The sequence below is a fragment of the Variovorax robiniae genome, assembly GCF_037889955.1.
Taxonomy (GTDB): domain Bacteria; phylum Pseudomonadota; class Gammaproteobacteria; order Burkholderiales; family Burkholderiaceae_C; genus Variovorax; species Variovorax robiniae.
Map to the genome: position 1 here is coordinate 103,578 of NZ_JBBKZS010000018.1, position 24,002 is coordinate 127,579.

Sequence of the window (24,002 nt, forward strand, 5' to 3'; positions counted from 1 at the left end):
GGCAGCTTCGTCAGGCCCGTGCTCAAGCAGCTGGCGGCTTTGTGGACTTCTTCCTGGGACGCGCTACCGGCTTTGGCGGGAGGCTGCAGAGCTCGACAGCCTCGCTCAGCGCGTGCGCGAGCAATCCGAGTTGCGCGATGTCAGGCAGGGCCGGGAGATCGCAACACAGCAGCCGCTGTCCGCTGGCATCCACCCGGGGATACCAGAGCCGGCCTCCCCGTTCGAAATTTGTGTCGACCTCCTTGACCTTCCTTGGCTTGCGATCGGCCGCAAGCCTGAAACGCAGCATCGGAAAACGCGCACCACCAGCGTTGCAGTGAACTACCTCGATCCGCTGGTCGTCAGGCAAGGCGATCAGCCAGGAATGCGCGACTTCGCCCTTGCCAACGACCTGGTAGCCGAGACGCACGAAGTCTGTGCGCCAAGCCATTTCCACCGGGTCCGGCGCCTTCTCTTCTTCCCATTCGATCAGCGGGCGCCCAGCCATCGAGAGGCTGAAACGGGTGGAGTGGTCTGAGTCGGCGGAAGAGACAGAAATCACTTGCGCGGCGGCTTGTCCCCCGTTCTGCGCAAGCGACTCAAGCAATGCGCGCGCGATGAACGACAGCTGTTGCGCGCGAGGCCCTTTCAGCCGCCAAGGCGCGTTGATCAACCCCTGCTTCAGGCCGACGAGGAATGCGGCGGCCGAGCTGACCATGACGCCGGACGGCTTCGGCGCGGTCAGGAAGGCGGCCAGAGCAGTCGGTCCGTCGGTCTGCAGCGCAAGGAGCGCAGCCCTGAGGAGAACCGATTTGTCGTCGGATAACAAATCCCCATCCAGCGGCGCTCGATTGGCAGTCACATCGCGGGCAATCCGGACCCACTTTTCCTCGACCTCCCTGCCGCGCCGGTCATCATCTGAACCAGATGCGGTGAATCCGTGCGCCAACGCGTCGATCAGTTCGCGCGCCGACGCATCACTGGCTTGGGCGAAGGCGTGAACGACCGCGCTCGCCATTGCCGCGCCGTCGGCTTCCGCAGGGGCTGTCAGCGCTGCCACCGCGCCAGCCAGATTGAACTCGGTGGCATTGGCCTGATTCGACAGGAAGTGACCCACCGCCGGAAGACAAGCGGGTTGCGTTTCAGTCAATTCCACCATGCAATGAATGCCCGCAACGATGCGGTCAACCAGATGCCCAAGGCTCAAGTTCCCGGGATCGCGCCGCTCGACCAGTTCGAATCTCGCCGGCCCTTCCAGCCCGAAACACGCCGGCTCGACCTGCCAGGCCACGGACTCGGGGTCGAACTCGTCCACAGGACGGAAGCGGAAGGCATCAGCCTCGCTTTGCGATCTGAAGACCAGGCGCGCGATGTCCGCGTAGCCGACGATGTGGCACGCGCCTGGATTGAAACCGGGGTCGAGTTCCAGCAGGATCGGAAAACGCTCGCTGCGCCCTGCTTCAAGCAGCGCCGCCTCTGTCGTTCGCAACCCAACTTCAACGAGAGCAACACGAGCCGATTGGAGGGCAAGCCGCACGCCCTCATCAGGAAAACCGTCCGAAATGATCAAGCCCGCCAACAGGATCAGCGCATCCTCCCTGTTACAGGGGAAGAAGCGTCGCGTCCTTTCGGGCGTCGGGATCTCGAGTTCGCGCTGCTGCGCGGCCGACAGAGGCTTCAATTCGGCCTCCGTGCCATTTGCTGTCATTGCTTTCTCCACCATGCAGAGCGTTTTTCCGAGTATGTCAGTCCCAATGGGCCGAGAAGCGGTCTCAGCTCTGGCCCGCCGCCGATCCAGAGAGCGCCGCCACCGGCACGGTGGTCGTCAAACTGCAGCGACATCCGGGTCGCAATTCGCTGCAGTTGCGCGACCCACGCAGCTTCGCCAAGCTCGGCGACAACAGGGGCCTTGGAGCCCGTGGCAGCGGGCGGTGGGGCGATCGGCGCTGTCGCAGCGCTTACCGCAAACGCCGCTTCGCGCTCAAGGACATCGGATCCGGGCATGAGCGCGAAACAAGGCCCGGCGCCGGCGTGGGGCCCCGAATCGATCAGTTGCACCCAGTTGCGCGCCCGCGATGTCGCAACGAACATCTGCATTCGGAATCTGTCGGGTCCGTAGATTCCGATCTGCGCTTGGGAAACGTCAACGATGAAGGTCGCATCAAACTCCAGACCCTTGCAGCTTTGCATGTTGAGGACAGTGACGACATCCGGAGCGTCGAACTGCAGTTTATCGGCGGGGTTGTCGCGCCTGGACTCCCACGAGTAGCTCTGCACTCTGATGGGACGGCCGACCTGATGACTCAATATATCCTTCAGCAGGGTGGCCATCATCTTGCGCGTTGCCTCGCCAAAGACCAGCACGCCCACCTCCTTGCCCGGATTGTTCGTTAGCCAGATGCTGATGCGCTGCGCCACCTGCGCCTGGTTGGCAACCACGCTCAGCATGGGCCTCTCGCCCTGTCGCGCGGGAAGATTGGGCATCACGCCAACATCGGCAAAGAATGAACGGGCGAGTTCGGCAATCTCGCGGGTATTGCGGAAGTTGTCGAGCAACTGATACCGGTTGTCAGCTGCAATGCCCAGCGCTCCGGCAATTTCGTCGAGCGTCGAATTGCTGGTGGTAATCTGCTGATTCTCGTCGGCAAGCACGAAGCAGCGTGGCGGATGCTGAACGCGCGCACCGCGTGCCAAGGCTACCGCAGACAGCGTACGCAGCGTCTTGTAGAAGCCGCGGGGAAAATCCTGCCCTTCGTCGATGAGAAGCGTGCCGAGCTCGAGCGCCTTGTCCGGAATGCATTCCTCGTACATCAGGACATGCTTCGCGACTGCGTCCCAGTCCAGACTGGAAGGGTTGTCCTGCGCGCGTGGGGGCTCGTGCCACACCTTCCATGCGGAGAAGGCCTCGGGGTTGGCGAGGTATGTCGGAACATCCATCATCCAGACGCCCTTTTTCTTCTCCCACGGACGCCATTCGTTCGCATACCACCCGGCGCCGGCCAGTTTGGCCGCGTCCTTCTGTTCGTAGGGAACTTCGATGGCGATCCGGTTGGTGCCCTCCGGGTGCGGCGGAAGGCCGCTGCTGCGTTTCCACCAGTCTCCGAACCAGGTCAGCACCGTCGCGGACGGGATGCGGCTTCCATCTGCCGCGTTCGAGGAATATCTGGCCAGCACGCGATTGAACATGCCGAGCATCACCGGCACCTCGCGTTTTTCCAGCTCAATGGCCCGCTGGCAGGCGATCAGCGTCTTGCCTGTGCCGGGCGGACCGCTCACGAGCACATGCTTGTCCGTCGGCGCGTAGAGGTAGACCTGCTTCTGCGCCTCAGTGAACTGCCGAAGCTTCGGCAATCTCATGGCTGCCTCTCGAGATGTCGCAGCAGGCCCCAGTCGGGGTCGAAGAGCATGCGCCGGTCCAGCAAAGTGTTCGCGGCAACGCAGCTGGTCTCGGACACCAGACTGCACGCATGGCAAGCGGCGTGATTGAAGCCGCCGAGCCCCTGCCCTGCGGTTTCGGAACAGACCGGATCCGATGAACACCAGGCGCCTTGGCTGATCGCCTCGATCAGCGACTGCGCCAGCCTGTCCCTGCGCCCTTGGCGTACCAGCCCGCCAAGTGATCCCTCGGAATCGCCGTCGGCGGTATAGATCATGATCGCTGCATACCCCTTGTCTGCATTGACGTAAAGACGCTCGCGAAGCGAAGAGGACGAGTACCCGCATTCGAAAGTGATTCGCCGCAGCAGCAGATGCGACAGCGTGTGGACCGCCAGATACACGGCGTCGATCTTCGGGAGGAACCAGAAGTTGTCGTCCAACCGCTTGTTCTCCAGCGCTTCGATCGACGCTCGCTCGGCCTGCGGAAGGGCCTGAGCCCAGCCGTGCAGGGCGGCATGGTCGAGCGCCAGCACGATGCCCTCACCGAACACTTCGGCGGCGGGCAGCCAGTTCACCGAAGCGCCCACATCAGGACGGACCATGCGATCGGGTGCACCTGGCGTCACGCGCTGAAAGCCTTGGTAGGCCCGGACCTCCCGTAAGCGCCGGACGAGCAGAACGCCCTCGACCAGCGATTTCATCCACGGCGGCGCTGAGGGTGCCAATTCCTCGGTAACCGCAGAAAATCCCGAGCTGGCCAGTCCGCCTTCGCTCAAGGCAGCTTCGATCGTCTGCCATTCTTCGTCAAGCAGAACAGCCTGGTCGATCGCCTCCGCGGCAGCAGGTTTGCCTTCCTGCCCCAGCACGCGTCCATCGAGTTCGGCTCGGGCGACTTCCAGAATGTCGGCCGGCGCGCAACCAATGACCTGAGCCAGAAGGTCGGCGAAGCTGTCGACAAGTTCCTGGGTGTCTCCTTCAGCATTGCGCAGGAGATTCAGCACCTTCTGGTATTTGGGATGCTGACGGATCTGCCCCGCGTACTGCGCTGCCGTGCTCTCCGCCACAGCTGTCGGAATGTCCAGCGCCGAAACAGTAACCGGGTAGTGAAGGTTGGTTGCCCCCCTTTGCAGCACAACCACGTCGGCATCGCACGATTCCTGTTTGCCGTAGATCCACGGATGCCTGCCGCTGCAGTTCCGAAAGGTCTCCTTGATGATGGCCTTGTTGGACAGATCCTCCAGGCTTCGGGAGCTGCCGCACGCGCACTTGACACGCACCGAGGCCAAGCCGCCCGTCGCGGCGGAGGGGTCGACGATAAACGAAAGCCGGTCCCGCGCCTGGCACCCGCGGTCGGCGCCGCTTCCGCTGTGGGCCCAGAAGCGCCAGTCGACGTCGTCCAAGTGGCCGTTCTCGCACGCAGAGACGAATCTCATGGAGACCAGTTTGCCGCCACAGCCCTTGCTGGGGCAAGCCGGTTCACTGTCCTTCTCCTCCAGTTCCGTCTTCCAGTGCACCAGTTCGCGGCACTTCTCGCAAAACATGGCCCGCGGAAAGCGACGGACCTTCAGCGAAGGCTTCTCCGCCTTGGGCGTCTTGAGGATCTTGCCCAGACGAGACGAGAGACGCTGGAGCGCGATGATCTCCAACTGCTGCTGTTGCCATTGATCGATGCCTGGGACCAGGAACGACTCCTGCCCCACGTCCACGATGGCGCCTGCGCCGGCCACGCCAGCCACCGCGCTCGAACGGATTTCGCGCTTCATGCCGGCCCCCCCGTTTGGACCGTGGGCACGAACAATTTCAAGGGTGTATCCACGTGCCGCAATGACTGCAGCGTCTCCCAGCCCTCGCCGGACTCCCTGAAGGGCTTGATCAGTTGCGCGTGCTGCCTGCCACCGCTCTGGAAGCGAAGATTGGTACCCTTTGCACGGGCCAGGTCGATCCATTCGCCAATGAAGCGGTCCAAGTGTTCGCGTGACTCGGCGATGTCGCCGTCCTCGGCCGCCGCAATGCGCGCAAGAAAGGCGTCGGCGAGTCGGCGCACTTCGTCTGATTGCCTGTCGATCCTGGATGCATGGGCGTTCGCATGCAGACTCGAAACCATGCGCACCAGCACCAAAAAGGCTCCGTGCAGACCGCGGTCCTGCGCCGGCGGGGCAAACGGCGTCACGCTGGTTGGCTCGACGTGGCGGTAGTAGCCCTTGTGGAAGGCGCCGAAAAACTCATAGTGCGATCGATCGCGGGGCTTGGTGGGGGAGAAGAGGGCGAACACAATGCCCGGTGGCCGCTTGGCATCGCGGCCCACGCGGCTCGAAGCCTGGATGTACTCCGACACGGTCTTGGGCTGGCCATTGACCAGCATCAGGCCAAGGCGCTGCACGTCCACCCCAACTGACAGCATGTTGGTGCAGGCCACGAAGTCGAGCGTCGCCTTGTCCGGCAGACCGGTAGCCAACTGGTGCAATGCCTCGGGGATTTCGCTGTCGCGCAGGTTGGCGGAGAGCTCCTTGACGCCTGCCCCCGAAACGGATCTTGGCTCCCCCAGCGCGCGCAGCCGCGCCGGGATGTCATCGCGCGCCAGCGAGAGCGTCTTACCCAATTCGCGCTTGCTGTTGTGATAGGCCACCAGCGTCCACCAAGTGTCGGTCAGGTCGCCGATCTTCTTGCGCATGACACCGCCGGCCGCAAGCAGTGCTGTCGAGGCGATCACGTTCGAGAAGGTAGGCGTGTGGCCCTGTCCCATCGCGCCGACATACAACCGACCGGCCACCTGCTTTTGCGCCCTGGAGAAGAAGGAGTCGGCGGCATCGAGCCCAGGCGGCGGGAACAGCGCAGCCTGTCGGCCGTACAGCTTGAGGATCTGGTCGTCGGCGCGCCGGATGGTGGCCGTCGCGCAGATGTACTTGGCGCCACGTCCGAGGCTTGAAATCGCAGTGTCGATGGCTGCCTCATAGATTCCGGCCAGGGTGCCAAGGGGGCCCGAAATCAGGTGCAGTTCATCCTGAATGATCAGCGAGGGCGGCACCACGTCTCTGCCCGTGCCGAAGAAAGCACGCGCCTCGTCGCGCCACGCAAGCATGGCGAATTTGTCGATGGTCCCGAGCAGCATCGTCGGCGGATGGCGATAAAGCTGTTCGTCGATATAGCTGATCGGCAAGCCACTGTGAAAGGCGCAATGCGGGTCGGGGCAGAAGAGCTCCAAGTTCCCGCTCACGGTCCGCATGCCCACTCCGGTCATGCCTTCGTCCTTGCGTGCGGGCACGATGGGGGTGTTGCAGACGGGGCACTGCTTCAGCGGAACCTTCACACCTTCGACCTTGCCGATCGTCGACCGAATCTTGTCCAGGTCGGCCAAGGCCGCCTTGTGCTCGTTGGGCGAGGAGTCCTTGCCAACCCACAGCCCGAGGCTGAAAGGCGCCTTGCCCGGAAGATCCCCGGTGCGACGCAAGGTCTCGAGGGCGCAGATCAGCCCTCCAGCACGCTCGAATTGCTGAATGGTCAGCAGCCGCAACGTGTAGCGCTTTATCACCGCAGTGCCGCCGCCACGCTCACCTTCAACAAATCGGCGCCGCAGCATCTCGAAAGCCGCGACGGCCAAGTACGCCTCTGTTTTGCCACCACCGGTGGGGAACCAGATGAGGTCGACGATCTTGCGGTCGCGATGGTCCGGCTGCCACAGGCCGCGTAACGACAGCAGGAAGAACGCCAGCTGGAACGGCCGCCACCGGAAATCGTCCGGACTCAGCCCCGGCAGATCGACGTCGCGCCAGCGCGCACCTTCCGCCCTGCCCCGATTGGAGGACGCGCGCGCGACGCTCAACAGCATTGCCCGGTTGGACAAGCGAAAAATGTTCATCGCCGCCGGCTCCGTCCCCAGCAACCGCGCCCCGTCCTTCATGCGCTCGACAGCCGCGTCGATGCGCGCGAGCACCCGCGCCCGCGGCGGGTCGAACCGGGCGGGCAGAGTAACGGACGCGAGGCGGTTGCGCCAGTGCACGTAAGCGTCGATGAACGCCTCGAAGGCAGGTGCGGGGTCGAAGGCCGGATCCTGCAGACGGAAGATGGACAAGGCACTCTGCACGGACGCCGGCAGGGAGTCGATGTCGGTTGTCACAGGCGGCACTTCGACCGCGGGCATGAAGTCCACCGCCACATCCGCGACCTGGCCCGACATCGGGTCCGGCCAAGCCGCGCCGCAACCGTGACCAACAGCAAAGGTCGGCAAAGAGCGGTATTGCAGCGCCAGTTCCTCGGCCTCTTCATCCTCGCTGATGGTCGGCGCGTCCGGATAAGAGGGCACGCCTCGATCAGGTCGGCATTTCATGCGCACCTGGAACAGGATGTCCGCCACTTCGACCGGCGCTTCCTCCGGCGTCTTTCGTTCATTGACCAGCGAAACGGTCGCGATACGCACGCCCTGCGCGCGGCGGATGAACAGATGCACGCTGGCTCGCCCGCCGAAGGCTTCCTTCGACTGTCGTCCATCCAGGCGCGCATCGAAAGGAATGGCGAGATCGGCTTCTGCCTCGACGAGCGGGCGCCGCTGCCACACCTGCGGACCTCGGCTGCGGCTCGGCGCCGCGCCGCCCGCATTCGCCACCAGTTCCGCAGTGGTGCGCTCGTAGCGCGCGCCGGCGATGTTGACGACGATTCTCTCTTCGGCCACGTCAATCGCAAAGGTGAGCCCGACCGACGCGGGAAGCTTCTGGAAGATCATGTCCATGGGCGACTCCAGCTCTTCCTCCTCTTCGTCGTCCGCCAGGTCCTCGGCGAGTTCTTCCTCGTCGGCCGTGGCCCTGCCGCTACTTGCGCCCTTCGGAAAGATCATGCCGGTCAGGTAGCGCTTGTTGGGCTTTTCCCTCATTTGCTCGTCAGACGAGCCAGGGCCGACCAGGCGCCACCGCACTTCCTCCAGGAACTCCCGCCTCAATTGCTGGTTTTCATTGTTGTTCATCGTCTCCTCGCTTGTGTTCGAAAGATGCCTTGGCCAAGTTTCCGAGAAACTCGCGGAATGATGGCCGCACTGGCAGAAGGAGCGATGCGCCCGCTCGCGACATGCCCATGTACAGCAGCGACTCGCCCAGCCTGCCTGCTGGCAGGCAGTCCAGGTCGACCAGCATCACCACGCGTGCCTCCATGCCCCTGAAGTCGCGGATGCCCGTGATGACGCCATGGCTGCAAGAGCGTACATGTCCTTCGGGGGACAGCGGCAGGCAGGCGTGATCGATCAGACGAGCGAGGCGCGCGCAGGCTGGCCCATCATTGCCGCCGGCGCCCAGGATGGCAATCTCAAAAGGCTGAACACCGTCGGCCAAAGCGTCCGACACGCGGGCGCGCACGGCGGCGACCTCTTCATCAACGTCCGCCACCGAACGAAAGGCCACCTTGATGCCGAACCCGTCGACATGCGAGGTTCCAACGTCGGCATCCAGGAAGGTCCGGATCAGGCTGACGATCTCGCGAGTTGAGCGAACATTTCGGCGAAGCGCAACCGGGACAGAGTGCTGCGTCAGCAAGTCCAGTGAAACGGGATCAGGGGGAGCATCCATGAACTGCAGGTTCGGATCCATGAACCAGCGCCATCGCCCGGCGGCCAGTCCTCCCGGCAGCTGACGGAACACGTGCTCCATGCGTGCCGGCTGTGCCTGGTCTTGTCCTTCGTCAACGATAAGGACGTCTGTGCCAGACGGCAGCGCGCCGGACACGACCGGAATGCCGCAGGGCGCCATTCTTGCTCTAAGCGCCGCGGCGAACGGCGTGTCACTGGTGAAAATTGCAGGCTGCCGGCCCGCCGCCTGCTCGGCCATGGCGCACAAGGCTGCGAGTTCCGACTTTCCCGTGCCCGCGCCGCCGGAGACGCAGATCCGGGCATTGGCCTCCAGGCTCTCCAAGATCGCGAACTGCTGACCCGTGAGCCTGAAGGCCTCCTGCTGTGCCGCACGAGCAGAAAGTCCCAGGGAAATGGCAGCGCTGAACTCCGGCACGAGGACGTCGCGGATGGCTTCGATTTCCCCCTCATCCAGAGCGAAGTCATTGGCATCGTGCTGATCGAAGGGAACCCGGTCCAGCCAACTTGCAAAGCTTGCAGCGTCCTGGCACGTTCGGATGTCCGCGAGCCTTGTCGGAGGAAGTTCCGCCAAGTCTCGCCTGAAACTGCAGAGCGGAAAGACAACGCCCCAGCGGCATCGCACGCGTCGACCCAGGCGAGTGCGCAAAAGTGCTTCTATAGCGATGGCGGCGGATAGCGCTTGGGCCGCCGGCCCTTCAGTCGACACGATGGCCCGGCCGCGCGCGTTTTTGTAGAACCACTCCCGTCCAACCAAGCTTACATTGCCGCCCTTGACTTCGAGCACAGTCAGCCCCGCCTTGGACACCACGACAAAGTCTGCCTCGCCCCAACGCTTGTACTCATGCTCTGGCAGATTCACTGAGTGAACGGCGAACCCCGATTCGGGTGTCAGGGCGGAAAGCAGATCGTAGATCCTGGCTTCCCCGAGGTAGCGCGGTCGGAGCTGGTAACGGGGATAGATCCTCAAGCACGCCCCCGAGCGTCGGCTGAGGCCAGACGAAGATCGGCACCCACTCTTCGGCGCACCGACCATCCGGGTGAATCGCGTCCCGTGATGCTTGTGGGTTGATCCTGTAGCAGTCTTGCCTTCATTTGTCTGTCAATGTCTTGGTCGGCAACGAGGCAAGCCTTCACGAACCGGAAGACGCCATCAAAAAGAATAGTCGATCACGCAAGACGCCGCCATCCCCTCGCATACCGACTTGGAGACGCATGTTGGCTGCTGCCCGAGACTCGTTTGACGAGCCAGCAAAACCATGTGTTACCTGTCCTTCTTGCCTGCAAAATCTTTCGGCGCAGATAGGCGGGCTCTTCAGAAAAGGACATGAACGACTCGGACTCCTCTCGGGCTGCCAAGCGAGATTGCAGCTTCGCCGACGAGTAGCGAGCTTCCTTCATCAATCGCTCTCGCGATCGCGTGCGTGCCACGTCGGTCATTGCGGCAAGGATGCTCGCGACCGCCCGCAAGCTGCCGCCCGGCGAGGTCGAGCATCTCGTCGACGGTCCAGTTGCGCTCTTCCGCCGCTGCTCGCATACGGGTCAGCATTTGCCCCGCTGCCACTTCGGCAGCGCGACGGCGGACCAATTCGTCCTCAACAGCGCATCGAACTCGCTCGGGGGCAGTACGGGCACCCCGCCACGCCCCTGGCTGACCCAACGTCTGAGCACGCTCTGCTCGATGCCAAGGTCTCCGCAATGTGCGTGACCTTCGCGCTTGGCTGTTTGACCAGCCCCACAGCCTCATGTTTGAACTCGTCCGTGAAAGCTCTTCTCGTCCTTGGCACAGCTGCCTCCTGAACACATCATGTCATTCGATGTGTCCGGGAAACCGGGGAAGCCCATCCGGATGCACTCAGCCTCGAAGCGACGCTCGCTCGAGGCAGCTTCGCAGCGGTTGCGGTCTTTGCGGATCGCTCGACGAACTCACGCTGCGAGGCCGCTTCCTGTCGTTCAAAGGCCAAGAAGGGTTCGATATGAAGGACCGGTTCAAAGGTATTGCAGTCGTAGGTCGGCCGCGTCCCTACAGCGACCCCGCTATCGCAGGGTTGAACGACCGCTTTCTTGGCCGCCCAACTGAAAGTCAGGGCCCAGCCCGGTCGGTTGGCATCGCGCCGCCAAGAGCCGCAGCGCAGCGACTTCAGCCATCGCCCACCGCGGCTGAGTTCAAGCTGTCGTACAGGTTCCGATAGTTGTGTCCGCACGGCTAAAAGTGAGGCGAACGGCTGGTTCGAGAGGCACTGCTGTCATTGGTGACGTCTTGGCGCGCCTCTCTGAAGAGGCATCTGCTGTCCTGAACTCGCAATCGCAACGCCTCTACGCCGGCGCTCCCTCACCGGCGCTGCCGATGAATAGGCGCGAATTCACGGGAGGGTGTAGATCAAGGGCTCCCGTCGCAGTCGCAAAGCCGGTCAAGGAACAAGGACTGCACACAGTACAGTGACAGCGTCGCCACCGGCAGCGGAATCTTGATGACAAGGCTCAACAGTGAGTCGCCCACGGCCTTGGCCACGTCGACCGTCGACTGGTGCCGGCGCTTCAAGGCGCAGTAACCGCCCTTCTCGCACACCGCCTGCTTCAGCGGCTCCATCCGGGCCCGCAGCAAGGCCTCGACGGTGGCATGCCAGGGACGACCCTCACGCACCTCCCGGTAGCGGCCTTCGGCGCCGTCTTCATCCTTCTGGCCGGACAGCACGCCTGCGGGCAGGGCCGTCATGGGGAGTTCGTCGAGCGCACGATCCAACTCGTCCAGCAAGAGTTCGGGATCCGAAGCCAGCATGGACAAGTCGATCGGCGCGGGATGGTGGGCGCTACTCATGACGCTCCTTGGAGTCAAGTACGGTGAACGAGCCATCGCCGAAGCCCGCGATGTGCCCCCAGAATACCGGATGCGAGAGGAGTTGATCTCGGCTCAGCGCATCATACGCGGCCGCGAGGCGGTGGTCGAAAGTCTGCTCCGCGTGGCTCGGGTCCAGCAGGATCTCCAGCACGCGCAGTGCGACAGCGGGAATCATGGGCATGGAACTGCCCACGATGTAGCGCGCACCGGCCTGCAGCACGGCGACGTGAATGCCTGAAATCTCGCGATGGTTGGCGTGGGGGGGCCGGGAATTGATCAAGCTCCCGCACGCCATCAGAAGCGCGGCCTCGCAGTGCAACCCGGTGGCCTTGCTGGCCGCCTCGATGACCGCGGTGTCGATCGCCCCGTCGTCGGCAATCAGGCGAACGCCTGTGGACTCGTCTGCGTCGCCGTGTCCAAAGAAGACGAACAATCGGCTCCGGCGCAAACCGCCCACGATCTCGCCGACCGTGTCGCCCGTTCTGCCCGTGTCCATGGACAGCTCAGGCAAGTGATCGCCCAACTTTCCAAGCAGGCGCTGGAACGGCCCCTGGGCGCCATGGATGGGCTCCAGCGAGCGCCATCGTGGGCGAGTGATGTAGGACCATCCGAGGGCTTGGGGCGGCCCGGCGCGGGACGCCCGCGCTTCGCGGGGCAGACATGAACTCCAACTCGGTAGAACGTTGATGCGAAGCCGGCCGTCGCGGCCCCACTGGTGCAGAGGCTTGCGTGTCTCACCGCACTGGATTGGCAGCGCGGCCCAGGGCACATCAAACAGGTAGGCCTCGGGAAGCAAATAGAGCTGGCTGACGCCAAAGTCCGCCAGAAGCGCACCGGTCCCGGGCGGCAGCAGCAGATCCGCCAGGCCTGCCAGCGCAGAGTCGGTTTTAGCCCGGTGCGCCTGCAACAGGCCAGGGGCTTCCGCCAACGGAGCGTCGATCACGGTGGCGCGGTCGCGAGCCAAGCTGTCGAGCACCTTTCGATGCTGCTGGTAGACCTCGTCGAGCTGGTACCGGCGCAGCACAGTCTTGCCCTCTTTGCCTGGAAACACTAAAGCCCACAACCAGAATCCGGAGTTCAGTTCCGTCTCCTGCATGAGCGACAGGACCAGCAGCGCGCTGTCCGCCGGGAAGGCGCTCGCCAGCTTCTGGAACGGGAGTAGCAACTCACCCAGCTGCAGCGGCGCCTCAGGGTCCATCGCCGGCATGGCGGTCTTGCGCGTGGCCTGGACCTTGATCATCTCCACGAGTTCGAGGCAGCGGGCGATGTCTTCAAAGCGGGCACCCTCGCGGTCGAAATACATTTTGGCCATCGCCCGCGCCGCGCGGTAGAGGGCGCGCGATCGAAGCAGACCGGCCCGGATGTCGGACTGGATCCCGGCGTGGACTTGGGATTGATGGGCCAGCCAAGCGCGGCTGGCGGCCTGCAGATAGACGTCACCGGCGGCTGCGTGCAAGCCGGCACATTCCAAGACCTCCGCACACTCGATGGTGAACTGGGTCGCGTACAGGCCGTCTCCGTGCGGGATCGCCGCGAGATCGGTGGCGGCCAAGGCTTGGGCTCGCTTAAGGAACTCCGGGCTTTGCTCGGGCCGCAGGCCGCGCAGGAGCAGGGCCTTCGCCACCATCCGGGCTTCCCGCCAAAGCATGTGCGGCTGCTGCATGATCTCGCGCGGCACCTTGAGAAGTCGCGCCTGCTGATGCATCGCAGCGCACAGATACGGGGAAAGCAGACCCGCTTGACGGGCCCAGAGACTTTCGATGGTGTCAAGCAGATTGCCGTAGCTGGCGAACCAGGCCTCCCAATCGCCATCCGCCGCCGCAAGGTCGGCCGACTCGAGGAAGTCGCGGGCCCAGAGAACGTCCACGAACACCAGGGCGCGCACCTCCGGCACGTCTTCGGGCGAATGCGGCGATGCCCTCGCCGTGACGACTATCGTGTTGGGCTGCACCTGGGCCTCGGCCGGTGTCCGCCCCCAGCCGGAAGCGGTGCCATCTTCCGACAAGCTGACGACCTTGGGCAAGTAGAAGAGTGCGTCTTCATGTGATCCCGCGCTGAAGAAGCGGATCTCCGGCTTCTCCGAGGCCGCCACTGCATGGCTGCCTGACACATTGCGGACACGTCGCCGCAGCACGTTCACGTCCGTGGAAGGATTGGCGGCGGCGTAGCGGTCGACCTCCTCGCGCAGTGCATTCACCTCCTGCCGTTCCACATGGTCGGATCCCATGGACAGGAGCTCGACCATTGCGTCGATTCTTGATTGAAGCGCGCCATCCATGCGCCCGGCGTGTTCGCACATCTCGGCCGACTCGCCCGCGCACAGCGCCGCCAGATAGGTCCACCCCTTCGTGGCGGCCCAACGGCCGAGCGCCTGCCAGTCGATGGCAAGGAAGACGAGGACATGGCTGTGGATCTGTCGAACGGCCGCGCTGTACAGCGCACTGAGCCCGTGTGCACGGGCGGCCATCGCCAAGGGCTTGTTTCCTCGGCGCTCGCAGAGCTTGGCCGCTAAATGGCCGACGCACACGCGCGCCTCGGCCTCGCCGAAGGCTGCAGCGATGGGACTCAGGAAGGAGATCGCTGCCAGCGCGGCCTCTTCTAATCCCGCTTGCTCAAGATACGTGGCGCCGGCCTCAGCGATCGCGATCTGCAGCGACCGGTCGCCCCCCAAGGCACGAAGCGCCGCCTGGCTGACATCCAGAATTTGCCCCTCACCCGACTCGCCCGGGGCTTCCTGCCATCGAATGGCCGGCATCCGGCGGACAAGGTCGGCAATGAGCTCGTTCGCGGACTCTAGATGTCGCTCCCGCTTAGCTTCGTCCGACGGGCTCCAGTCGGTGACGCTGGGATGGCTGTGAAGCAGGCGCAGGGCCCGGTGCAGCTCGTCGTGGGCAGCCTCGTCGCCAATGCGGTGGGGCAGCAGCGCCGCCTGTTCGGCGACAAAGCTTTCAAGCTCGCGGCTCAAGCGACCGAGGTTCCCGGCCCGCTCGTCGCGATCCTGATCGGCATGGAATGCCGAGGGCCGGATCGTGGGCTCGGAATGAGGGTTTTGCAACATGGGCTCCATGGTCCGCAGGCTGCGCCTCAAGACGAGCCGTCTCTGCTCCGACGCTTCGGCGTCGGCGGCTTGCCGTTCCATTTCGGCCGCGATCAACTGAAGTAGGGGCGGCCTCGCTTCCCTCCCCATGATCAGCAGAAGGCCACGGCCATTCAAGAGGTCGTCTACGAACTGGCGTGCGCGCTCTGGGTCGTCTTCGATGGCGCGCCGGCGCTCATAGTCCTTGCAGGCCGCCAACTCGCTTTCAAAGGCAGGTCCCTCGCAGCTCAACAGGTGAGTCAACTCTTCATAGTCGGCCACGAGCACCAGGCGATCTCGAACCTCAGATGCGAGGTCTTCGCCGCTTTGGGCTTCCACGAGGCGCAGGATCTCCAGCAAGGTGGCATCGATGTCGCGGGCATCCTCAAGGTTCGCCACCACTAGAATCGAGCGCCGGCGTTGGCGGTCGTAGACGAGCAGTCCCGGCCAGATCCTCCCGATGTAGCCGTCGATGGCGCAGCGGCTTAAGTTGACCCGCCCCTGGACGATCGCCGGAGGCGCCTCATGCAGATGGTCGAAGATGAGCGCCCGGACGACAACTTCAATTCGCAGCCGCGAACCGCAACCACCGCATCGCAAAGGCTGCCCCACGGGGGTGGTGATCATCATGCAGGCCAAGACATGCTCCGTTTGTCCCCACCTAGTTTGCCTGATCCACAGACGTCAGCCAGGAACCCATTTCGGCTTCAGGAGGTCCTGGTTCCAGGGATCGTGGCACTCCAGCGCTCACAGCCGCTCACGGATCAGCGCATTCGCCAGCTCCGAGGCGCATCCAGATTAGTAATTCTCCGCGCTCTCGGCGCCAACCCGTTAAGCAGCCGGTCACGGAGCACTGCGGTCATACGAGACGCCGACCGCCGGATGTCCGGTGATTGCGGCAGCGGCCGCTCGGGCCGCAGACTGCGAATGACCTTGGTCAGCCTGCTGCTGTGAGTCGTGACTTCACAGCGAATGACAGCTGGTGGCCGCGAGTACCAGTCCGCTGCCGCGTCCGGCAGCTGACATTGTTCGGCCGCGCTCACACCTTGTAGGTCAGCTCTCCGGCGCGACCTTGTGCTCACACTGCCGGGCCAATAGCGAACCCTCGGACGATTCTGCGATTGCGATGTGTTTGCACGGGAGCTTACTCGTCTCGTCACTGGTGATGGGCTGTTGACGTGCCTCGAAGTGACGCCTTTTTGCGGTACCCTGATGGCATGCAAGCCGACGTTCAGAAGTCCTCTCGTTCATGCCTTCGCGAACTCCTATCACAGGCAAGGGCGCAAAGTTTTTATGTCGCTCGACACTACGCTGAATGGGCGGAATGGAATAGCGATCGCTCGGACGGCCCCCCAGATCATTTGATGGAGCAGGAAGAATTCTTGATCCAACCGTTCCAGGGCTTGCTTGAAAAACTCTACTTCGCGTCCGTATGCTTCCTAGATGCCCACCAACTACCCGGCTATCGAGACCTGTTCCTAGCGACGTTCGGCGTCCCGTTTGATGCGGAGGGGGCCGCTAAGAAGCATCGAGAGGCGGCATGGGTGCCTTATGAATCAGATCCACCGAACAACGAGTTCTTGTCACGCCTGTCTCGTTTTCTGGCTCCATTCGACTTAGAAGTCGAACAGAAACCGATCGAAGAAGCTGAGCAGCGGAATCAGGTCGGACGCGAGATGTTGGAGCGGATCTTGCGAAATACCGCGAGTGCTCTGTACCGATTGGGCGTTGTGCCCGCAAGTGAGCCCGACGTGTATAAGGCGGTGAAGAAATTCATCGATCCAGTGTTCCCCTCGGCAATAGACGCCTCCTCTGGCTTCTATTCCACTTTGAAAACGTACAAGCCAGACATCCTCGTCCCTGAGATCTATACCGCCATCGAATACAAGTTCGCAGATAGTGAAGAGAAGCTTAAGTCCTTCTTCGGCGAAATCGCTGAGGATGTGAAGGGGTACAAAGGGGACGATAAGTACCGTTGGTTCTACGCTGTTGTCTATGCGACAACCGACTTCATCGGTGCGGAGCGGTTTCAGAAGTCGTGGGAGGACCACGACTTCCCACCGCATTGGCAGGCAATTTACGTGGTGGGCGCATCGCAGTCGAAGAAGCAAAAAAAGGGCGTAGCTCCAGCTCCGCATGCCTAGCATCCGCGGTCTGCGAGAGGTGATTGCACCGCACGAATGCAACTACGGAATCACTGGATGTCTGCTTTGGGCCCTGAACGCCAGTTCGCGACTTGCCGAACCGGCCGTTCAACGCGATGTCGTTTGGCCGCCAAATGGAACCTGCGACTGGACGTCAAGTTTCGAGGTACAGCAGTCGAACATCGGGCCATGGTGCCTACGTCAGCTTTCAGCCGGCGCCGCCGTTCAACTTGCAAACTCGAACAGCCGCAACCAGTCTAAAGCTCGCGTTGCCTACGTTCTGCCATTGCGGTGCTATCAGCGTCTGCCAGTCCGAACACGTGCATAGATGGTTCGCGAGGTGGTGTGCGCGACAACCATGTGCAACCGATCGCCATTCAACGCTGCACCGAATATGGTCCATCCACGGGACCAAGATCAACCCCGCTTCACCAAACGTTTGGCGAAACTCTCAGACCCTTCTAGACTTCGCGGCCTCTTGCACCTCAGCGCAAGCGGCTCCTCGACCACTACTCTCATCAGCAATTGATCGGCCTTTTCATACCTTCGCCGCGCACAGCCCCTCGCAGGGGGCATCGCCATGCCTACGTATTTGCAAAGGACCATCAATGCACCTGCCGACATCAACCCTGTCAGAGCTAGATCTCGCTTGGACACAACTCGCACTGCCCTTCGGCCCTGATTCCGGCGAAGAAGGCGAAGGACCTGCTGCCGCTCTTTCTGCGAACGCTCAGCCGGATTCCTCGAGACCCGACCCTCCTGGGCAATCTGGCAGTGGCGCTTCCTTGCGAGCAATGCTGCTTACGCAGCGCGGTATGAACGGAGGCGCTCGGGACTGCCCTGTGCCGCAAAGCCGCCGCTGCAGCTTGGACGACAAACATGGATACGAGGTACTGCGATGCACTGGCTCGTGATCTCTGCGTTTGTGGCGGGCAATTCTTGGGGCCCGGTGATTCAAGTCGTTCCGACACCCGACCTCAGGACCTGCCAGACCTTGAAAGATCAGGTGCTCGCGGACGTCAAGAAACAAGCGCAATCGAATCTCGTCGGTGCACTCGAACACTTTGATGAAGGTGAAGCAACGGGCCTCACCAGAGGCACTCGCGAAATTGCGCGGGTCCGCTGTGTGCAGACAAGGTAGGCACGCGCCCCACTCAATCCCTACCCAAATCCGAATCCGAATCCATCCAAGGGGCACATTACTATGAACGTTGCGCAAAGCTCGATGGCCATTGCGACCCGCGGCAACAGAAAGGGCCAAGTGGCGCTGGTACTCTGGCAGGCGGCAACAAATTCAGAATTCGGAGTGATGTGGGAGGTCCGCTTCCAGGCGCCACAGTTGTCCACCCGAATCTCGGACGACGGCGGAGCCACCTTTCGGGATGGCGTCGCCTTCAGCCGGGAGGCCTTGATGCCGGATGCCTGGCTCAGCAGAGTCGAGTGGCAGGGGACCGTGGCCCCGCTGGAGATTGATCTGCACCACCCCGTAGCGCCACCGGAGGTGATCAAGGTCCAACTCCGTTGGCCCGATGGCTGGTTGATCGAAGTTCAGTCCGGATAGGAAGTCGCGCACTTCATCGGCCCAATGCCCAAACTTTCGTCGAATGCTGTCGCTGAAGACGTCTGCGGTTTCGGCGCGTCCACTGCGCACCACTGCAGCGACCGATTTCTTGCCTGCCTGGCGCTCTTGCGGAACAATTGCTACGTCACCATTCACCAGATGCCCATGAACGCCTTGATAGCCATACGAGCGAACCTCACCAAGCGCGGTGTGGTCGCGGCCGCTGTCTGATCAAGGACTCGACGCTCTGCGTTTTGATCTCTTTCTAAAGCCGGGCTAGTTTCGGCCGCAGCGCATCGCTGCACTTTCCTGTTCCTGCCAACGATCTGTCGCCCGCTATTGCGAGCGGCCGTACGACCCTGTCGCTGCTCGCAGGGCGGCAAGGGCAATGCCATGAATTTCGCCGAAGGAGATGCACACGATGGGACACGAATTCGCCGCCAAGCGCTACGCGCTTGGCGAGGATCAAAGGAATCAACACAAGAATGGCTCTGCCGACAAGTCCGGTTCCGGCACGCGTCGGCGTCGACCTACACCGGACACCCTGACGAGAGCCTTGAGCCTCGAGCCTGCCAGCACGCAGTCGCCGCTCACGGTCTATGTCCGGACGTCGCTCGACCTAAGCATTCACGCTCTTCAATTCCGCCGCGCCCTACGGCACGCTGCAAGACGGGCCTGCACACAAAGACCTCAGCCACCGAGCAAGGTCCCACTCGTGACCCGGGCCGTGCTGTATGCGTTGTGGCTGCCGCAGTCGGGAATCCGCAGTGCGCCGCTGGCCCTGGAGCGATCCAGGCAGGCCTCGATCCGCGGCAGCCTTCAGCCATTCCTGTGCGAGTTGCGGGACGCGCGCTGCACCACCAACGCTTCCCTGCTTCGACGCAACGCACGCCTGGAGAGAATTGCGGCGATTGCCGGGGTGGACGAGGACGATCTCGTCGCCGGCATCCAGGCCTTCATGGCCGTGCTTCAGCCGCTGCGGCACGAAGCCCCAGATCGCGCATCCCTCGAGGGGCGTCGCATGATCCAAGTCCCACAGCCCTTTCGCAGCACGGATCCGCCACTGCAACTTGCGCGAGCCGGAAGCCGAGCCTTCTTCGGCTTGCCGGATGCACTCCATCCAACGCAACTCGCCAACGTGCTGGCCATTGGCGGAACAGGCGCCGGCAAGACGGCTTCTGCGCTCGTCCCCGTGCTGGATGCGCTGCTGCGCTACCGGCTTCACAACGGCAAGGCTGCGTCCTTGCTCGTGGTTGACCCGAAAAACGAACTTTCGGCACGCGTCCACGCCACCTTGCAGGAACTGGGCGAACTTGATCGCCTCGTCGTCATTGACGGCAGCACACCGCCCATCGAGTTCTTCCCGGCGAACTCGCCCCTCACGCCAAGTGAGCGGCTGGCCAAGCTGGAAGTCTTCCTGCCGGCGCGCAATGACGCGGGCGACAACGCGTACTGGCGAGGGCTGGGCATGGCCTTTCTACGCGACCTCGTCCAGCTCGACGACGCCTTTGCGCACGCGAGCGCCAGGCAAGGCCTGCAGATGCGCATCTTTCACGAAATCGCCCTTGAGCTCGGTTGCGCGTCCGGCCCTGCCTCGTTCTGGTCGGACGTGCGCAACGTCATGGCGTGCGCTCGCCTAAGCGGCCGGCACCTGGTAAAGGTCAGCCGACTGATCGGGAAGCATTGCAAAAGCGTGGACCTGGATCTCGGAGCGATCGCCCGCACCCTTGAGGCCTACACCGCCGATCGCGATCTGATCGAGCAATTCAACTATGTGCTCATGAGCGCCTGCGATACGCTGGGCGCACTCATGGCCGATCCGGAAACGAAGTCACTGGTCGACTTCGATGTGCGGCCCATCGGTGAGCAGCCAAGGACCAACGTCCTCGAGCTGGTCCAGGAAGGCAAAGTCATTCTCTTTTCGCCTGAGATGCGCGCGGGTCATCGCTTGGCCGCGCAAGCGTTGAAGACGAAGTTCTTCGAGGCGGTCTTTGCACGAACAGATCAGGAGCGCCCGATCGGAATCGTCGTGGACGAAGCACAGCGCTTCGTCACGAGCGATCCCGAGTCCGGCGAGCAGTCCTTCCTAGACCGCTGCCGCGCTTTCCGCTGCATCACGCTGCTCGCGACACAGTCACTGGCAAGCCTGCGTTACGAGCTGGGAAGTCTTTCGTCGGGCCAGGCAGCACTGGAGATCATGGGGTCAAATTTGCCCTCGAAGTTCTTCTTTAGGTCCACGGACGACCAGACAGTGAACTGGCTTCGCAACCAACTCCCCCATCCCGGCAATGGCGGCGCGCACATCGTGGACGTACGTCGGCCGGCCCAATTGCGTCCCGGCGAGGCGTATTACCTCCTTGCCGACGGCCAGTGGGGGCGCGGCCAAGCAGATCTCCAAGGGCTCGCCTGCGTCGAACCAACTACCGAGAACAGGCACCCGGCATGAGCATCAGCATTCATCCCTCGACAAATAGCGGCGCGCTGCTGCTCAGCGGTGAGATCACCGAGGACGTGGCGCTGCGGTTCGAATCATGCATTGAACTGCTGTTTGCCTACTACCGGTACGACCAAATCACGGTCGAGATCAACAGCCCCGGCGGCCAGGTCACGGCACTGGAGCACATGCTGGCCAGTCTCGAGCGTTGGCGAGGGCTCGGGCGACAGGTCGGCACCAAAGCCAGTTTCAGGGCAGGCAGCGCGGCCGCGATGCTGCTCGCGATGGGAGACATCGGCAGCCGCTCGGCATCGGGTTCGACGACCCTGCTTTTTCATTCGGCCCGGATCGACGGTGCCAACGCCATGTTCACGGCCAGTGCCGCGACTAGTCTGGGCACCCTGCTCCAGGGCAAGGATCTGTTGCATCTCGAACGGCTCGTCGGACATCAGGTCCGCGGCTTCGGCGGATGGCACGCTCTGGCCGCGGAAGGTGCAGCGCGTTGCGAACACCTGATCAAGCGATCTGGAAGCCGGACGTCGAGATCGGCCGGCCAGCCTCCAGTCACCCCGTTCGGCTCGCTGTCGCTCGCCACGCTTGCGAGATCATTCAGACACTGCCAGGAACGCCAGTCGATCGCGCCGTACCGGCGGATGCTGTCGCGACGCTTCGCCGAGGACCGCGCGATGAGTGCGGCCGAGGCGTGGGCACTGTGTCTCATCGACAGTGTTCTGGATCGACCGGACTTGCAGCCGTCCTCGAAACCCCTCTCGACCGCGCCTGACGATCCAGTGGTTTCTGCCATGCGGCCGGGCATGTAGTCACGAGGCTTGGCAGCCCTCGAAAAGTGCCCCGCAGCTGTCAGGCAACCGTGCGCCATTTTTGTTGACGAGCTGGCGGCACATGGTGTTGTCGGCGGCCCCTTGATGCGCAAGCAATTGCGCCTCATCGCCCAGTTTATGAACCGGAAAGTCATCCCCCTATGCCTATGTTACTGAAAGGTTTTCCTGAAATACGCCTGCTCCATCGTCACCGTCGCGAGGTGTTGTTGTCAGCGATCCATTCATGGGAGAACGGCCACTGACGAATCAAGCCAAACGGTTCATCAAAGCGGAAGAATTTCTTCCCGAAATTTGGCGAAAGCAGCGACGCCCGGGACAATTTTCGCCACCGAGAAAGGCAAGGAAAATGAAACAGAACGAACTGTATTTGGCACTGGATTTCGACGGTGTCCTGCATAGCACCGAGCTTGGGCCGCTCAAAAAACATTGCGCGGACTATGCGGCCGGACGCATGAATGCGGAACAATTCCTGGAAACCGTGGCGACGGAAAAGCGGGCCCGCTACGACCTGACATCCGATCACGTGGACTTTCTTTTCGACCGCGCGGCGTTCTTTTCCAGCGCCTTTTGGGATCTCGGGCGTCTCAAAGTCAACTTGGTGATTGCGACTTCCTGGCGCAACGCCATGCAGCCGCACGCGCTGCGAGCACTCATGCCACCCATCCTGGAAAAGCGCGTCGTCGGGGTCCTCGACCCTCACGACGAAGAGCATCGTGAGCCGGGAACGCGCGCGTTGCTAATGCGAAAGTGGATGGCAGAGAACGCCCCACGGGCCCAGTGGCTGGCAATCGACGACGATGCGTGGCTCTGGGAAGGCGATCATTCACGGCTCATCCAAACGAGCCGCAGGGGCCTCGACGGCCCAACCTGGCGCGTACTGCGTGACATCTGTGCGTCCGTGGAGGCCAACAACGGCCGATTCAATTGGATGTTCGAGGACCTGTCCGTCGCGTCCGACTGATGACAGTCTCGCGCATCAACGCCCGCATTTTCGAGAACGAAATGATCCGATGACGTATTACGTTCTCGGTGGTTTCGATGCCGAACATGCTCGCGAAAGCGGTGGCTTCCGTCTTCGGGTTCAGGGCAGCCGAACATTTGCGGAAGCGAATTTTCGATGTCGAAGCGACTACGAAAACGAGGTGTTCCGGCAACGAATAGCCTACGCGCTGCGCGAATCCGAAGTCGGAAATGTTTCGCTTTCGAAGACTTTCGGCATCGCAAAGGTGGGCCGATCACGAGAGCGTCGTGCCATCGAGATGATGGGTTCGGTCACCTTCGTGATCCAAAATGTGCCTGGGTAGTCGCGCAAGCGGTAAAGCAACAACCACGGGTCGATGAGGGTGCAGAAAGTTGGCAAGCTTTGAAGCTCGGTCCATGCCGCCCTATATCGCCATCGGCACCAGATTTCTGTGCACCGCGAGCCGATCTCACGAAAGTGGTCGACTTTTTCTGAAAGGATATTTGAATCTCCATTCCGGAAATATCAAATGTCCTCCTCTGCGACGCCACCGGGCTCCTCGACGCGGTACCAGCATGTCTACGATCGGCTCGAAGCTTTCGCCATCAGCACCGGCCTGCACGGCAACCCGGATGAATTCCCGCATGGACGCGTGGTCGACGCGTTCCTCAGGCAACGCGTCGACTGGACTCCTCCCACGGAACGCTCGAAGAAGACAGCAGTGCTTCATGTCCTGGACACGGCGATTCAGACAGGCTTTATCCCCGCCTACTACGCAAAGCGCAGGCTGCTCGGAATGCTGGTTCCTCACGTGGATGAATTGAGTCACTTCTGCTCTCATGAAGAGAGGGACGCAGCCATTGCGAAAGAGCTCGAGTTCCAACGGCAACGGACCATGCAGCTGCAGGAACGCGCCCAACGAACCCCTCGTGCGCAGGCGGCGCGCCATCTCATGCTGTGCCAGGCGATCGAAGGATCGCACAGTGAGTGGGCGGCCGATACGCTTTACTGGTACGAAGCCGCGTTGCTGACCGGCATTGCGCCCACCGCCTGGAGAAGCACGACGTGGGTCGACTGTGGACATGATCGCTTCGCGCTTTGCAGGAGCGGCTGTTGGCGCCGGCCGAAAATTGACCCACCTGTGAGGGTTGTGCCGGTTCAAATTTGACCCGGGTGTTCAGCCTACCCTGCTGCTTTTTTAAGCGGCGGGGGTATGAGGATT

At 62.5% G+C, this 24,002-nt stretch carries 15 protein-coding genes and 1 pseudogene; 8 read left to right on the plus strand and 8 right to left on the minus strand.

Annotated features, from left to right (window positions below):
* Positions 1-22: 22 nt before the first annotated feature.
* From WKW79_RS29010 to WKW79_RS29040, 8 genes and pseudogenes are all read right to left on the minus strand, one after another.
* Positions 23-1,687, minus strand: a complete 1,665-nt coding sequence (locus tag WKW79_RS29010; RefSeq protein WP_340338705.1) for a hypothetical protein — start codon at positions 1,685-1,687, stop codon at positions 23-25.
* Positions 1,684-3,336: a DEAD/DEAH box helicase gene (locus WKW79_RS29015; RefSeq protein ID WP_340338706.1), complete on the minus strand. Its 1,653-nt coding sequence runs from the start codon at positions 3,334-3,336 to the stop codon at positions 1,684-1,686. The genes WKW79_RS29010 and WKW79_RS29015 overlap by 4 nt, the downstream gene beginning before the upstream one ends.
* Positions 3,333-5,120: a DrmB family protein gene (locus WKW79_RS29020; RefSeq protein ID WP_340338707.1), complete on the minus strand. Its 1,788-nt coding sequence runs from the start codon at positions 5,118-5,120 to the stop codon at positions 3,333-3,335. Before WKW79_RS29020 ends, WKW79_RS29015 begins: the two co-directional genes overlap by 4 nt.
* Complete coding sequence (locus WKW79_RS29025) at positions 5,117-8,311, minus strand: helicase-related protein (RefSeq protein WP_340338708.1); 3,195 nt, start codon at positions 8,309-8,311, stop codon at positions 5,117-5,119. The genes WKW79_RS29020 and WKW79_RS29025 overlap by 4 nt, the downstream gene beginning before the upstream one ends.
* On the minus strand, positions 8,298-9,893 hold the full coding sequence (locus WKW79_RS29030) for a nuclease-related domain-containing DEAD/DEAH box helicase (RefSeq protein ID WP_340338709.1): 1,596 nt from the start codon (positions 9,891-9,893) through the stop codon (positions 8,298-8,300). The genes WKW79_RS29025 and WKW79_RS29030 overlap by 14 nt, the downstream gene beginning before the upstream one ends.
* A 662-nt stretch (positions 9,894-10,555) precedes the next feature.
* A pseudogene (locus WKW79_RS37085) lies at positions 10,556-10,710 on the minus strand (transposase); the annotation flags it as partial.
* 593 nt (positions 10,711-11,303) lie between these two features.
* Positions 11,304-11,741, minus strand: coding sequence for a hypothetical protein (locus WKW79_RS29035; protein WP_340338710.1), 438 nt, complete (start codon positions 11,739-11,741; stop codon positions 11,304-11,306).
* Complete coding sequence (locus tag WKW79_RS29040; RefSeq protein WP_340338711.1) at positions 11,734-15,468, minus strand: CHAT domain-containing protein; 3,735 nt, start codon at positions 15,466-15,468, stop codon at positions 11,734-11,736. Before WKW79_RS29040 ends, WKW79_RS29035 begins: the two co-directional genes overlap by 8 nt.
* A 734-nt stretch (positions 15,469-16,202) precedes the next feature.
* Here WKW79_RS29040 and WKW79_RS29045 point away from each other — a divergent pair.
* From WKW79_RS29045 to WKW79_RS29080, 8 genes are all read left to right on the plus strand, one after another.
* Positions 16,203-16,982: a PD-(D/E)XK nuclease domain-containing protein gene (locus tag WKW79_RS29045; protein ID WP_340338712.1), complete on the plus strand. Its 780-nt coding sequence runs from the start codon at positions 16,203-16,205 to the stop codon at positions 16,980-16,982.
* An 898-nt stretch (positions 16,983-17,880) separates the two neighbouring features.
* Positions 17,881-18,123, plus strand: coding sequence for a hypothetical protein (locus WKW79_RS29050; RefSeq protein WP_340338713.1), 243 nt, complete (start codon positions 17,881-17,883; stop codon positions 18,121-18,123).
* Between the two features lie 63 nt (positions 18,124-18,186).
* Positions 18,187-18,543: a hypothetical protein gene (locus WKW79_RS29055; RefSeq protein ID WP_340338714.1), complete on the plus strand. Its 357-nt coding sequence runs from the start codon at positions 18,187-18,189 to the stop codon at positions 18,541-18,543.
* A gap of 421 nt (positions 18,544-18,964) precedes the next feature.
* Positions 18,965-20,989 (plus strand): DEAD/DEAH box helicase, encoded by a 2,025-nt coding sequence (locus WKW79_RS29060; RefSeq protein WP_340338715.1) that lies wholly within the window; start codon positions 18,965-18,967, stop codon positions 20,987-20,989.
* Complete coding sequence (locus WKW79_RS29065; RefSeq protein ID WP_340338716.1) at positions 20,986-21,798, plus strand: ATP-dependent Clp protease proteolytic subunit; 813 nt, start codon at positions 20,986-20,988, stop codon at positions 21,796-21,798. Before WKW79_RS29060 ends, WKW79_RS29065 begins: the two co-directional genes overlap by 4 nt.
* A gap of 367 nt (positions 21,799-22,165) precedes the next feature.
* Entirely contained in the window at positions 22,166-22,780 is a 615-nt protein-coding gene (locus tag WKW79_RS29070) for an HAD domain-containing protein (protein ID WP_340338717.1), read from the plus strand.
* Between the two features lie 49 nt (positions 22,781-22,829).
* Positions 22,830-23,123 carry a hypothetical protein gene (locus WKW79_RS29075; RefSeq protein WP_340338718.1) on the plus strand — a complete coding sequence of 98 codons (294 nt, stop codon included), beginning with the start codon at positions 22,830-22,832 and terminating at the stop codon, positions 23,121-23,123.
* Positions 23,124-23,309: 186 nt separating this feature from the next.
* A complete protein-coding gene (locus WKW79_RS29080) occupies positions 23,310-23,948 on the plus strand; it encodes a hypothetical protein (protein ID WP_340338719.1) in 639 nt (212 codons plus the stop codon).
* The last annotated feature ends 54 nt before the right edge of the window (positions 23,949-24,002 follow it).

Bases quoted from the DNA above. Each gene is read 5' to 3' on its own strand.
- WKW79_RS29080 (WP_340338719.1), top strand. From the start codon at position 23,310: ATGTCCTCCTCTGCGACGCCACCGGGCTCCTCGACGCGGTACCAGCAT.
- WKW79_RS29040 (WP_340338711.1), bottom strand. From the start codon at position 15,468: ATGATGATCACCACCCCCGTGGGGCAGCCTTTGCGATGCGGTGGTTGC.
- WKW79_RS29050 (WP_340338713.1), top strand. From the start codon at position 17,881: ATGCACTGGCTCGTGATCTCTGCGTTTGTGGCGGGCAATTCTTGGGGC.
- WKW79_RS29070 (WP_340338717.1), top strand. From the start codon at position 22,166: ATGAAACAGAACGAACTGTATTTGGCACTGGATTTCGACGGTGTCCTG.
- WKW79_RS29065 (WP_340338716.1), top strand. From the start codon at position 20,986: ATGAGCATCAGCATTCATCCCTCGACAAATAGCGGCGCGCTGCTGCTC.
- WKW79_RS29025 (WP_340338708.1), bottom strand. From the start codon at position 8,311: ATGAACAACAATGAAAACCAGCAATTGAGGCGGGAGTTCCTGGAGGAA.
- WKW79_RS29010 (WP_340338705.1), bottom strand. From the start codon at position 1,687: ATGACAGCAAATGGCACGGAGGCCGAATTGAAGCCTCTGTCGGCCGCG.
- WKW79_RS29060 (WP_340338715.1), top strand. From the start codon at position 18,965: ATGGGACACGAATTCGCCGCCAAGCGCTACGCGCTTGGCGAGGATCAA.
- WKW79_RS29055 (WP_340338714.1), top strand. From the start codon at position 18,187: ATGAACGTTGCGCAAAGCTCGATGGCCATTGCGACCCGCGGCAACAGA.
- WKW79_RS29035 (WP_340338710.1), bottom strand. From the start codon at position 11,741: ATGAGTAGCGCCCACCATCCCGCGCCGATCGACTTGTCCATGCTGGCT.
- WKW79_RS29020 (WP_340338707.1), bottom strand. From the start codon at position 5,120: ATGAAGCGCGAAATCCGTTCGAGCGCGGTGGCTGGCGTGGCCGGCGCA.
- WKW79_RS29075 (WP_340338718.1), top strand. From the start codon at position 22,830: ATGACGTATTACGTTCTCGGTGGTTTCGATGCCGAACATGCTCGCGAA.
- WKW79_RS29045 (WP_340338712.1), top strand. From the start codon at position 16,203: ATGGAGCAGGAAGAATTCTTGATCCAACCGTTCCAGGGCTTGCTTGAA.
- WKW79_RS29015 (WP_340338706.1), bottom strand. From the start codon at position 3,336: ATGAGATTGCCGAAGCTTCGGCAGTTCACTGAGGCGCAGAAGCAGGTC.